The organism is Fluoribacter gormanii, from assembly GCF_900156395.1.
GTDB classification, from domain to species: Bacteria; Pseudomonadota; Gammaproteobacteria; order Legionellales; family Legionellaceae; genus Legionella; species Legionella gormanii.
Window position 1 is genome coordinate 1 of the sequence record NZ_FTNL01000044.1, and the last position, 12,973, is coordinate 12,973.

Below are 12,973 nucleotides of genomic sequence, written 5' to 3' on the forward strand. Positions count from 1 at the left end.
AGTAATGCGTGAAGCTAACTTGTACTAATTGGCTGATTGTCTTGACCATATAATCTGAGTTACTTCAGATTGACTGATTCAATACCGGTGTGTTGGGAAACCAACTCAATAAGATGAAGTACGAATAAATGCGTTAAAATGTGACCCTTTTTATTTACCTAATGCATGATTCGGGTATAATACACCCAATCAATGCAAAACAGTTTTCCTGGCGACCATAGCGGTTTGGAACCACCTGATTCCATCTCGAACTCAGAAGTGAAACGAACCCGCGCCAATGATAGTGTGAGGCTTCCTCATGTGAAAGTAGGTCATCGCCAGGGTTTTATTACTAAAAAGCGGCTTAATGCCGCTTTTTTTTTCAACAATCAAATCTTCATAAGAAACCATGAATAGTGCTTGGAGGCTTTAAGTTCATTTTCAACTTCAACGAACCACTTGAACTTAGATTCATGCATGTTTAATTTATATTTAATTTCCTTCAGATGCTTGTTTTCCTCATGGGGCTTTATAATTGATTTTTATTTAACTTTAGTTTAAGTTAATTTATTTAAGGATAGGTTGTAGTTTATGTTAGTCCAACGAATTTTGGATTTTATTGAAACTCTAAAAAAGGAAAGTCCTCTCTCTCCATGTGATCAGAAACTCCGTGAATGTCTATCAGAACGTTTTTCCAAAAACAATCCAACTGACATTTTAAATCAGGATGATTTCCTTTTTCTTATCGCCTGCTATAAAACCCGGTGGGATTCAATCGTTGATGATAATGATTACATGCTTAATCCTTCAGCGATTAATCTACATTGGATTGATTTGGCCCGAGAACTTGGCCCATTGACAAAAATTAATTATTTAAAAATATTGATACCGACGTTGAGCAATGAAAAGGATTTAAATGATTTTTCCTCGCTTAATGAAACAGTAAATTTATTTAATTTTTATCTTGGTTACGGTGGCAATACTTTATATAGGAAACTTAGTTTCTGTAGACACTTAGAAAAATGGCGATTTGAATTATCGACATATAGAGCTGATAAAAAGTTAAGTGTTGTTACAGTCGATGAATTAGCACGTCTAAAATTGTGTAAACAAACTGAAAGGGAAGTAAGCGTCGACACGGAAATTTTCAAAAACTTTTGGGATCTGATGCGTAAAAAAGTTTTTGTTAATTTAAGAGCTCAAGGCCGTATGCCCATTGCCTTGTTACCTCACTTAATGGAATTAGTTGAACGATACTATTATTTACAAACAAATAAAGTTGAATTTGTAGAATTCAAAAAAGAGATAGAGAAATTTTTCCATCGTTTATATGAATATGAATTAGTAGATGTTAATTTCTTGTATGGCTCCAAAATTAAATACAAACAGAATGAAGAATACTTGGTAGATCTATTTATCGCACTTCATACTGCAAAGAATTATTCTGAGCTGGATTATGAAATAAAGACATTAAGTAAGTGGCTATTTAAATATAATCCGGATTTAAAAGCCACAAGTAAAGAATTGGAGCCTGTTTATCAAGAGTTATCCGAAGAAGTAGAAGAAAAGGAAGAGGCATTTATTAAAACGGATGCTTTTATAAATTGTTGCAAGCTAATTGTTTCACTATTCACTACTCAGTTTGAGCTTTCTCTCCTCTTCACGCAGCAAACTTCTAGTTTATGGGATATAGAAAATACGGTCTTTCCTGAGGCTTATACTATTCTTACTGTGTTATTGCCATTAATCGCAGCAAACAAACCTAAAGCTTTAGAAACAGCTTATGAAGATATTATCCGCGATATTATTCTTCCTGCAAGGAAAGATACAGGATGGTTTGCATGTTTTACACGTCATAAGCAAACGATTAGATGGTTCGATCTTGTGCGGGATTGTAAATACAATGAACTGGGGGTTTATTGGTTTGAACCCGAGCGGTTGTTTAATGCATTATTGCTTTTTAATACAAATAATGATGCTGTAAAGACGCGGACTAATCATTTTTTAGATGACATAATTCAGACTTATGCGCAAGATGAAAATGAACTCATGAAGCAATTTCGGGTCAATGTTTTATTCAGTGAATTTCTAAATGGGCTAAGCGAACATCATTGCACCCATTTATTGAGATTAATTAAGTTATGTGATCTAGACATTGCAAAATTTAGATTTCTCAGTAATTGCAGTAAGCATATCAATAAACAGGCATCCAGGTTATGTCAAACTATAGAAAGTTCATCTCCATGCTTTTTTTCAATGCCTCAGAAAGGGGATAAGGTAAAATTATTTAAGTTTTCTGAAGCAAAAGATGTTCAATCAATGATCGTAGATTATAAAAATCATTTGTATGAGCTTACTCTTGATGCGAAGAAATTGGAGAAAATAAGTAATTATTTATTTAAAATAGGCCAACCTATATTAAGCGTAACACAAAAGGAAAATGCAACGAGTTGTGACAGACCTGTTCTCAATTACATTGGTCAATATACCTAGTTTATTTATTGTTAATAAGTTGAGGAATTGCGATAAAAAGGAATTAATCGTGTTTTGCGATTAATTTCTCAGTTTATAGCGTTGTTTTATCATGCCTAAAGTTTTATATTGAACTTGCTGTTGATTGCATATTGTTATCGAAAGCAAGGTAAATTTTAGGTATATTGGCCACAAAGTTTGATGAAATTTTCATATCGATTCTCTGAAATCAAACCCGCTTCCTTTGCCTTAATAATAGCGCAATGTGGCGTGTCTTTATGAGTACAATTACGAAATTTGCATTGTGACAAATAGGGCCTAAATTCAGGATAAGCACGAGCGATTTCTGTGGCATCTATGTGCCATAAACTAAACTCTCTTACTCCAGGTGAGTCAATTAAGGCACCGCCACTTGGCAAATGATAATATCGTGAATTACTGGTAGTATGTCGGCCTAATTCAGATAATTCAGAAATTTCATTTATGGAAATATTGGGTTCATGAGGCAAAATGCTGGAAATAATCGATGACTTCCCCACTCCTGATTGACCTACAAAAACGCTTATTTGATGATTTAATATCTGTTTGAGTTGTTCTAAGCCATCAGCAGCGTTTTTATTCGTAAGCACAATAGGGTAATTAAGTTTTCCATAATCCATAAAGAGTTGTTCTTTAAGGAGTTCACAGGATAAATCAGTTTTATTTAATAGAATAATTGCTTGTAAATGCAGTATTTCTGCCATAACTAAATAGCTATCAAGTAAGGCCCAGGATATTTCTGGCTTGGGGGCAATGACAATAATGAGCTGCGTGATATTGGCGGCAACAGGTTTTATCTGGCCCGAGCTGGTTGGTTTTGCCAAGACACTGCTTCGAGGATAAAGGCTAACTACTACACCTTGATTCATTCCCTCAGATTGCCAAATTACCTTATCCCCTGCAACCAGTGTTTCTAGATTGGGTCTGATCGAACAACGTATGTGCCTACCCTGGATGTCTTCTAGTTCAACGTGTTTGCTAAAGCGGGTAATGATTAAACCATCAGCCAGATCATCATAATTTTTTCTATTCTCATGATAATTTTGTTGGATTTTTTCAATACGGGCGGATTGTTGTTTACTAATACGTCTTTTACTCATAGTCCCAATCTATAATATAATCATTAAAAAATACTCTTAGCTCGAAAGAAATTTAAGGCTAAATCAATCATACAGTATGAAGGTAAATTAAATTTAATGAAAGTCTACTTAGTTGGTGGTGCTGTACGTGATCAATTATTGAGTCTTCCTGTAAAAGAACGTGATTGGGTTGTTGTTGGTTCTAATCCGGATGAGTTACTGGCGAGAGGCTTCAGACAAGTTGGACGAGATTTCCCTGTTTTTTTGCATCCTGAAACGAGTGAAGAATATGCTTTGGCGCGAACAGAAAGAAAATCTGCACCAGGCTATTATGGTTTTTCCTGTAATTTCAGTAGCACTGTAACCTTAGAGGAAGATTTAGCGCGTCGTGATTTAACTATTAATGCAATGGCCAGGGATGAGCAAGGACAGCTTATTGACCCTTATCATGGACTGAAGGATTTAGAGGCTAAAGTACTCCGTCATGTTTCTCACGCCTTTGTTGAAGATCCAGTACGTGTGTTGCGAATTGCACGTTTTGCAGCGCGCTTTCATCATTTAGGATTTAAATTGGCTGATGAAACACGTTCATTAATGTATACCATGGTTCAGCGTGGTGAATTGGCTCATTTGGTGGCTGAACGCGTTTGGCAGGAATGGCAAAGAAGTCTGCAAGAAAAAAATCCAGAGCAATTTATCATTACTTTACGTTCTTGCGATGCATTGCGTGTGATTTTACCTGAGATTGATGTGTTGTTTGGCATACCTAATCCGTATCATTACCATCATGAAATAGATAGTGGTGTTCATACTTTATTGGTTTTGCAAGCGGCAGTAACTTTAACTGCAGATCCCGTGATACGTTTTGCCGCATTGGTACATGATTTGGGTAAGGCTTTATCTCCTATGAACAATTGGCCAAGCCATCATGGCCATGAAGAGCGTGGTGTTGCCATTGTTGAGAGCCTGTGTTCTCGATTAAGAATTCCCAATGATTATCGTGCCCTGGCAACCCTGGTTTCGCGTGTTCATTTGAACATTCACCGCTTATTTGAATTACAAGCGAGTACTATAGTCAAAATTCTGGAGCAAAGCGATGCATTTCGTCGTCCCAACCTATTCTATAATATGTTAATTGCTTGTGAATCTGATGCAGCTGGCTGTGGTCGAACTATTGATTACCGACAAAGTAAATTATGGAGCTATTTGCTTACTGAATGTGCTAAAGTGAATAGCCAGACGATCATTGCTGAAGGATATAAGGGTGAGGCAATTAAACATGTCCTGCATCAAAGACGAGTGGCTTGTGTAGAATTGATATTAAACTCCTGGAAAACAAATGAAAAATAATCAAAATTTAATTTGGATAGATTTGGAAATGACAGGACTTGATCCTGAAAAAGATAGAATCATCGAACTCGCTACGGTCGTGACTGATCCTCATTTAAATATAATTGCTGAAGGGCCAGTTTTTGCTATTTCTCAATCTAAAACATTACTAGATGGTATGGATTCCTGGAATACCAGACAACATGGACAATCCGGTTTAGTTAATCGAGTTCTGCAAAGTCAAATCAGCGAATCACAAGCCGAGCAATTAACAATTGATTTTTTAAAGCAGTATCTTGATAAAGGTAAGTCGCCGATGTGTGGTAATAGTGTGTGTCAGGATAGACGATTTTTATACAAATACATGCCAGATCTTGCTGCATTTTTTCATTACCGGAATTTAGATGTGAGCACATTAAAAGAACTAGCCATTCGTTGGCGACCAGAATTGTTAAATGGTGTAATTAAAGAGTCAAAACACCTGGCCTTAGACGATATTAAAGACTCTATTGCTGAGTTGGTATATTATCGTCACCATTTTATTAATTTGTTGGATGTAAAAAAATGATACAAAGAGAGCGATTAGAATTACCTAATGATGCAGACAAGTTGTTGCTGCATTCATGCTGTGCACCTTGTTCTGGTGAGGTCATGGAAGCGCTTATTAGTTCAGAAATTAACTTTACAATCTTTTTTTATAATCCAAATATTCACCCAATCCAAGAATATGAAATCAGGAAAAATGAAAACATTGGTTTTGCACAAAAACATAATATTCCATTTATTGATGCGGACTATGACAAAGATAATTGGTTTGCTCGTGCCAAGGGTTTGGAATGGGAACCTGAGCGTGGTAAACGATGCACCATGTGCTTTGATATGCGTTTTGAACGAACGGCTTTATATGCTCATGAGCATGGGTTTCCAGTTATCAGCAGTTCTTTGGGAATTTCACGCTGGAAAGATATGAATCAGATTAATGATTGCGGAATTCGAGCAGCAAGCAAATACCCTAACCTCGAGTACTGGACTTATAATTGGCGAAAAAATGGAGGTTCAGAACGCATGTATGAGATTGCCAAGCGCGAAGAGTTTTATAAACAAGAATATTGTGGATGCGTGTATTCTTTACGTGATACGAATGCTTGGCGTAAGCAAAAAGAGCGTGACCGCATAAAAATCGGCATTAATTATTATTCTGAAGAGAAACAAGATGATCAAAATAACGAAGGAACGTTATGAGCAGGCATTCTCATGGTGACTCACATCACCACCATCATCACGGACAAAAAAATGCCGCAGTGACTTATGATAAAGCGTTTATCATTTCAATAATCGCGAATGGCCTATTTGTACTCATACAAATTGTTTTTGCTTATTTATCAAATTCGACCAGCTTATTGGCTGATGCATTTCACAATTTAGGTGATGTCTTAGGCTTGGTTTTGGCTTGGACCGCTACGGTACTTATGAAACGTGCGCCTACAATGAAAGCAACGTATGGCTTAAAAAAAACATCCATACTCTCAGCATTGGCCAATGGGATTTTGTTAGTTTTTACATGCGGCATTATTGCCACAGACGCTGTCTATAAACTGTTTTCGCCATCTGAAGTTCAAGCTTTATCTGTGATGATAGTCGCAGGTATAGGTATCGTAATTAATTCAGCCACTGCATTATTGTTTGCACATGGTTCCGAAGATTTGAATATTAGAGGTGCTTATTTACATTTATTTTATGACGCCTTGGTTTCAGTAGGTGTTGTGCTGTCAGCGGCGTTGCTGTATTGGACTGGGTGGCAGTGGATAGATCCTGTGGTTGGTTTGCTGATCGCATTAGTTATACTCAAAGGTACTTGGGCTTTATTTGCAGGTAGTTTCAGATTAATTATTGATGGTGTTCCCGATAATATTTCTTGGACTGCCGTGAGCGATTTCTTATTGAGCAAACCAGGGGTAAAAGGGTTTCATGATTTACATATTTGGGCAATGAGCACCCAAGAAAATGCAATGTCGGTTCATTTGCATATGCCTGATGATGTGCTTTCTGATGCATTAAGAGCGGAATGGGTTGAACAATTACGTCAAGAGTTTAATATTCAACATGTGACTATTCAGGTAGAAAGAACCAAGACAGATTGTAATGATGCATGCCATCACCCCAAATTTTTATAGATTGAAATAAGTCTAATTGGGCAACGATTGGGAGGTAATTGTCAATTAAATTGGCTTTACTCCCAATTAAGTACATTTTACACAACTGTCAATCAGCTCAATTTATTCGATATCCCCTATATTATTGCATTAACCTGCTAAACTATAAGACATATAATTTATCTTCTGTGGGAAAAGAGGATGGATAAGTCTAACGAGAATAAAGATACTTTCTCTGATCCATTATTAGATTGTTTAGTAATTTTAACCATGTTAAGTCATCGTCCTTTATCTGCAGATGTACTGCGTGCTGGATTACCTCTGGAAAATAATAGATTAACCCCCGCCTTATTTATACGTGCAGCGGAACGTGTTGGATTCTCAGCGCGGGTAGTCAAACGCTCCCTTTCTCATATTTCGAAATTAGTTTTACCTGTTGTGTTACTTTTAAAAAATGATCAGGCCTGCATACTAAATAAGATAATTGATTCAGAAACAGTGGAACTCATTTTGTCTGATCATGGAGGAGGTGTTCAACAAAAATCATTAGATGATCTGGAAGAAAATTATACTGGACAAGCTATATTTATCGCTCCAGTTTTTAAATATGAGACACGTTCTGAAGCAAAACCAACAGAGAGAATAGATAAGCTGTCATGGTTTTGGAGTACTTTATCTCGTTATCGATATATTTATATTCAAGTCATCCTCGCAGCATTCTTAGTCAATATTTTTAATCTGGTTATGCCGTTGTTTATAATGAATGTGTATAACCGAGTTATACCAAATAATGCCAATGTGACTTTGTGGGTACTCGTTATCGGGGTTTTGATGATCCATTTTTTTGATTTTATTTTAAGACTATTACGCGGGTATTTAATTGATGTGAGTGGAAAAAAGGCCGATGTAGTGATGGCAAGCACTTTATTTCAACAAGCAATGAGTATCCGCTTGATGAATAAACCCAATTCTGTAGGCGCGTTTGTAAATAATTTGCGTGAGTTTGAAGTACTAAGAGATTTTTTTACTTCCGCAACGCTAACTACAATTATTGATTTACCCTTTGTTATTTTGTTTTTCGTGCTTATTGCTTATTTAGGAAGTTGGCTTGTACTGATTCCACTTATTATAGTGCCGCTTATTTTACTCGCTGCATATATTCTTGAGAAACCAATGCGGGAAGCAGTACTAAAATCCTTGCAAGGAGCAATGCAAAAACATGCAATATTAGTTGAAACAGTAACAGCTATAGAAACGGTAAAATCGTTGAATGCTGAAGGCCAAATGCAGAAAAAATGGGAGCAATATGTTGGTACTACAGCACGAGACTCACTAAAAATGCGCTATTACTCAAATTTGATCATCACTATTACCAATTACGGCCAACAGTTTATTACCGTGGGCATGATCGCATTAGGTGTATATATGATCGAAGAGGGAAGCATGTCCTTAGGTGGCTTAATCGCCACAAATATTTTAGCGGGAAGGATTTTAGCTCCGCTTTCTTCATTGGCAGGTATTTTAACCCGGTTACAGCAAGCCAGGTTATCATTGGAAAATCTCAATCATTTGATGTCATTGCCTGTTGAGCGCCCAGAAAATAAACGCTTTTTACACCTGCCGAAAATAGAGGGAACAATAGAATTCGACAAAGTCAGTTTTCAATATCCAGGTCAACAAATCCTGGCACTTGATAAAGTTTCTTTTAAAATAAAGGCAGGAGAGCGTGTCGCATTTATTGGCCGTATTGGTTCGGGTAAAAGTACCATCCAACGATTACTTCTTGGTTTATATCAACCAAAAGAAGGAAATATTTATATAGATGGTATTAACATAGAGCAACTAGATCCTGTCGACTTAAGGAAGAACATGGGCTTTGTTCCTCAAGATAGCATGTTATTCTACGGGACAGTACGAGATAATATTTCTATGGGAATGCCTTGGGCAGATGATACTGCAATTATTAATGCAGGTTATCTTGGTGGTGTTGACCGATTTGTTAATCATCATCCAGAAGGGTTTGATATGATGGTTGGCGAGAGAGGCGAAGGTTTATCTGGAGGACAGCGTCAATCTATTGCATTGGCTCGTGGATTGTTATCTGACCCACCGATTTGGTTATTTGATGAGCCAACCAGTGCCATGGATATGGCTACAGAACAAGAAACAATTCAGCGATTATTATCTCTTAAAGAAAGAAAAACCATTATTTTAGTGACACATAAAGTATCATTATTTCCTTTAGTTGAACGTCTTATTATGATGGATAATGGGCATATCATAATAGATGGGCCTAAAAATGAAGTTATCGACGTTCTGCAAAAAGCTCAAGCACTTGAAAAACAAAAACAGTCTCAACAATTCTCGTCTTCAGTACCAAATCAGGAAGGGAAGTAACTATGGCTTTGAAGAAAAATAAGCAAGATAAAAAATTTTTTTCAGAGGATGAGGATTTTATTTCTGACTCTAAAGCCGCGCTATTAACTAAAAAAACAGTGGTTGCTAACAGTATTCTTTTTATTGTTTTAATGCTCATTATTTCGGGAATAATATGGTCTTATTTTGGAATGATAGATGACGTTGTTATCGGGGAGGGAAAAGTTATTCCTTCTTCGGAGGTTAAAATTATACAAAGCCTGGATGGCGGAATTATTAATAAGATTTTAGTTCAGGAAGGAGAAATAGTTCATCCAAACCAAATTCTGGTAACTCTAGATGATACACGGTACAAAGCGGATTATAAAAATGGTTACCATCGATATCTCGCTCTTTCTGCGACTGTTGCCAGGTTAACGGCACAAGCTTATGGTCAGCCAAGTGTTAAGTTTTCAGCTGAGTTAAAAGAAAATGCTCCTGATCTTGTAGATAGAGAAAATTATTTATTTAAAACCCAACTCGATTCACTTCATTCAGAATTAGAAAATTTACAACAATATTTAGATCTTGCTAAAGAGCATACTAAAATGTATGAAAAATTAACGATTAAAGGGTATGCATCTAAAGCTGAATATATTCGTACTCAGGAAATTATTGCGGAAATTCAACAAAAGATATTAGAGAAAAAAAATCAATATCAGAATACTGCGTGGACTGAGCTTAATCAGAATAAAGCTGAGCTAATGAGTTTGACTGATTCATTAGCTTCTTTAAAAGATAAAATGGTGCGCACTGAATTAAGATCACTCGTTTATGGCGTAGTTAAAAAAATTAATATTAAAACTGAGGGCGGAGTTGTAAGCCCTGGTGAAGATATTTTGGAAATTGTTCCTTTGTCAGACAAGTTACTTGTTGAGGCAAAAGTCACTCCTAAGGATATCGCTTTTATTCATAAAGGACAAAAGGTATCAGTCAAGATCACCGCTTATGATTATACGGTCTATGGCAGTTTAAATGGACTTGTTACTTATATCAGTCCAGACGCAATTGAGGAATCAAGTAATAAGCTACCAGGGCGGGAACCAATAACTTACTATATGATCCGTGTACAAACCGATAAAAATTATTTAGGAAATGATAAACATAAATTACCCATAATTCCTGGTATGACAGCAAATGTTTTTATTAAAACAGGCAAAAAAAGTGTTTTAGACTATATTCTTAAACCAATTTTTAAAGCCAAAGAGGAATCTTTTAGGGAAAGATAAGGATTATTACATCATTATTTTAAAAAGCATTTAATTTTAATGACCGAAAAAAGATTACTTTTTACACAAATAAATTTGAATAAAAATTAGTCAATATCTATACTTTAATTACTATAATTTGATGTAACTCCCACTACTTGAAAGTATCGGTTTGTTCAGGTGTTTAATAATGCGCAGGTACTAAAGTCATGGAAGAATTAAGAACCTTGCAACATGGTTTTAGGTGTTCTCATGGCTTCCAAGATTATTCGCTATGGTAATGGAGAGTTGGCTTTAGCAAAAAAAGTTACTCCCTACGATAATGGAGCGCTAGCTTCAGCACTGAAGACGATTCGTTATGGTAATGAACAATTAATTTCAGCACACAAAATCACTCCTTATGGTAATGGAAATTTAAATTTAACGCTCAATACAGATAACGGTATAGGTATTGTCGGAAATGGGAATGATAAGATTACCTTAACGGGAAATAATAATATTCTTGCAGTAGGTAATGGTAAAGATACTCTCTCAGTTCTAGGTAATAATAATCTTCTAATTGTCGGCGATGGCAATAATTCGGTGGCACTTGGTGGTAACAATGAAACCTTGTTTATTGGCAATGGAAATAACTTAATTAATGCCTTATCTTCTTCCGGTAAGGATGTTATTAGCGCAGGTAATGGGAATAACACTTTAAACCTTGGATACGCCCATGTTGCGAATAGCATGGTGCAGTTAAGTGCCGCAAATTTTACACTAACTCTTGGTCACGGCATTAACTCGGTACAGTCTCTAACTACAGGGAGTACGGTTATAACTTTGGGCGATAAAATTAATAGCGTTGATGCTGGTGTTGGTTCCTCTGTCATCACAGGAGGAAACGGTGCTGATAAGATGACTTATGAGGCTAATTTAAACGCCATCGCTCACGGAGGATCTTCTACATATAGCGGGGGTAATGGTGTTGATGTTTTAGAACTGAAAGTAAGTTACGGACAACTTAATTCTACAGATTTTAAAAATGATGTTTTAGGTTTTAAAGCTGCTGTGGCTTCCGGCGCAGAAGCAAAAAGCTTTTTCAAATTTTCCGCCATTCCTTTAAGTGTTAAAGGATTTGAACAAATTAAGATTGTTGCTCAAGATCTCGGAGCGCCTAAAATTTCATTTACTCCAACCTCAGTTCGTGAAAGCACGGCTGGCGCTAAACTAGGCACATTATCTGCAACAGATATTGATGCTAAGGATCAGCACTACTGGTTAATTATGAACAACAGTGCCAATGGCTCCCTTAAGTATGTCGTGGGAAATGAAAGTACCCAAGTTATTAATGGTTTAACCTGGTTTAATGGGGTAAATGGACCTGAAACTCTAAAATTAGCTGCTGGCGTAGCTCTGGATGATTCAACTCCAGGTATGTTACCTATTACAGTGGCCGTAGCGGATATAGCTCAGCTACAGGCAATAAAAGCGGGTACTTTACAAGTCAGTGCATTACCTACTCATACTTACAATGTCCCAGTGATTGCTGTCCCAGTTCCGCCTGCCTCATTACGTGTAACAAGTCCTGGGGGAGATGAAAATACATCGATACCATTAAATATAAGCGCTACAACACGTTATGCTGGCGACGTATTGACCTATAAAATCACGGGAGTCCCGGCTGGTGGTTCTCTATCAGCGGGGACACTTAATCAGGATGGTAGTTGGACGCTTACTGCAGCACAAATTGTTGGGTTAACTTTTAAATCAGGATTAAATCAAGTATCAGGCTCCGTGACGCTTAATGTAATTGCTACGTCTACTTCTCCCAATGGTTTATCTGCAAGCATTAATCAATCAATAAAGGTTGGAGTTAATCCTGTTGCTGATGCTCCTATCTTAAGTACACAAGCGGTCTCCGGCAATGAAAATACCGCCATTCCTCTAAATATAAGTGCAAAACTTCCAGCAGGAGACACAACGGATGTATTGTCCGTGAAGATCGGTAATGTTCCTACGGGGGCGACGCTAAGTTCAGGGGGGACGGCTTTGGTGCGTAATACGGATGGTACTTATACCGTCAATGCGAGCCAATTGAAAGGCCTTGCGATTACGGTCAATGATCAATTAGCCAGTGCCACCAAACTTGCCCTGGCAATAACGGCTTACTCTTCCGTAGGAAATTCAGTCGCTACGGCAAAGGCAACGCAAACGGTGACCGTTAATCCGGTTGCGGATGTACCTATCTTAGGCACGCAAGTGGTCTCCGGCAATGAGGGTTCCGCCATCCCTCTGAATATAAGTGCAAAACTTCCAG

Annotated in this window: 9 protein-coding genes and 1 rRNA gene; 9 read left to right on the forward strand and 1 reads right to left on the reverse strand. The window is 37.1% G+C overall.

Annotated features, from left to right (window positions below; translation table 11 throughout):
• The first annotated feature begins 207 nt into the window (after positions 1–207).
• Both rrf and BW930_RS16490 read left to right on the forward strand, forming a co-directional pair.
• Positions 208–323 (forward strand): 5S ribosomal RNA (gene rrf, locus BW930_RS16485).
• 247 nt (positions 324–570) lie between these two features.
• Positions 571–2,472, forward strand: coding sequence for a hypothetical protein (locus tag BW930_RS16490; RefSeq protein ID WP_058468804.1), 1,902 nt, complete (start codon positions 571–573; stop codon positions 2,470–2,472).
• Between the two features lie 155 nt (positions 2,473–2,627).
• Here the strand turns inward: BW930_RS16490 and rsgA are convergent, their stop codons facing one another.
• On the reverse strand, positions 2,628–3,590 hold the full coding sequence (gene rsgA, locus BW930_RS16495) for a small ribosomal subunit biogenesis GTPase RsgA (protein ID WP_058468803.1): 963 nt from the start codon (positions 3,588–3,590) through the stop codon (positions 2,628–2,630).
• 96 nt (positions 3,591–3,686) lie between these two features.
• Here rsgA and BW930_RS16500 point away from each other — a divergent pair, with 96 nt between their 5' ends.
• The 7 genes from BW930_RS16500 to BW930_RS16530 form a co-directional block, all read left to right on the forward strand.
• The gene (locus tag BW930_RS16500; protein WP_058468802.1) at positions 3,687–4,919 is read left to right on the forward strand and encodes a multifunctional CCA addition/repair protein; all 1,233 of its coding nucleotides are present in this window, start codon (positions 3,687–3,689) and stop codon (positions 4,917–4,919) included.
• Positions 4,909–5,466, forward strand: a complete 558-nt coding sequence (gene orn / locus BW930_RS16505; RefSeq protein ID WP_058468801.1) for an oligoribonuclease — start codon at positions 4,909–4,911, stop codon at positions 5,464–5,466. Before BW930_RS16500 ends, orn begins: the two co-directional genes overlap by 11 nt.
• Complete coding sequence (locus BW930_RS16510) at positions 5,463–6,140, forward strand: epoxyqueuosine reductase QueH (RefSeq protein WP_058468800.1); 678 nt, start codon at positions 5,463–5,465, stop codon at positions 6,138–6,140. The genes orn and BW930_RS16510 overlap by 4 nt, the downstream gene beginning before the upstream one ends.
• Positions 6,137–7,072: a cation diffusion facilitator family transporter gene (locus BW930_RS16515; RefSeq protein ID WP_058468799.1), complete on the forward strand. Its 936-nt coding sequence runs from the start codon at positions 6,137–6,139 to the stop codon at positions 7,070–7,072. Before BW930_RS16510 ends, BW930_RS16515 begins: the two co-directional genes overlap by 4 nt.
• Before the next feature lie 180 nt (positions 7,073–7,252).
• Positions 7,253–9,448 carry a type I secretion system permease/ATPase gene (locus BW930_RS16520; protein WP_064276704.1) on the forward strand — a complete coding sequence of 732 codons (2,196 nt, stop codon included), beginning with the start codon at positions 7,253–7,255 and terminating at the stop codon, positions 9,446–9,448.
• Between the two features lie 2 nt (positions 9,449–9,450).
• Positions 9,451–10,695 (forward strand): HlyD family type I secretion periplasmic adaptor subunit, encoded by a 1,245-nt coding sequence (locus tag BW930_RS16525; protein ID WP_058468798.1) that lies wholly within the window; start codon positions 9,451–9,453, stop codon positions 10,693–10,695.
• A gap of 231 nt (positions 10,696–10,926) precedes the next feature.
• On the forward strand, positions 10,927–12,973 hold a 2,047-nt coding region (locus BW930_RS16530), incomplete at its 3' end, for a hypothetical protein (RefSeq protein ID WP_217697079.1).

What these genes read in the sequence shown, in the direction of transcription:
- BW930_RS16515 (WP_058468799.1), top strand. Translation starts at nt 6,137, where the DNA reads ATGAGCAGGCATTCTCATGGTGACTCACATCACCACCATCATCACGGA.
- BW930_RS16520 (WP_064276704.1), top strand. Translation starts at nt 7,253, where the DNA reads ATGGATAAGTCTAACGAGAATAAAGATACTTTCTCTGATCCATTATTA.
- BW930_RS16500 (WP_058468802.1), top strand. Translation starts at nt 3,687, where the DNA reads ATGAAAGTCTACTTAGTTGGTGGTGCTGTACGTGATCAATTATTGAGT.
- rsgA (WP_058468803.1), bottom strand. Translation starts at nt 3,590, where the DNA reads ATGAGTAAAAGACGTATTAGTAAACAACAATCCGCCCGTATTGAAAAA.
- BW930_RS16490 (WP_058468804.1), top strand. Translation starts at nt 571, where the DNA reads ATGTTAGTCCAACGAATTTTGGATTTTATTGAAACTCTAAAAAAGGAA.
- BW930_RS16525 (WP_058468798.1), top strand. Translation starts at nt 9,451, where the DNA reads ATGGCTTTGAAGAAAAATAAGCAAGATAAAAAATTTTTTTCAGAGGAT.
- BW930_RS16510 (WP_058468800.1), top strand. Translation starts at nt 5,463, where the DNA reads ATGATACAAAGAGAGCGATTAGAATTACCTAATGATGCAGACAAGTTG.
- orn (WP_058468801.1), top strand. Translation starts at nt 4,909, where the DNA reads ATGAAAAATAATCAAAATTTAATTTGGATAGATTTGGAAATGACAGGA.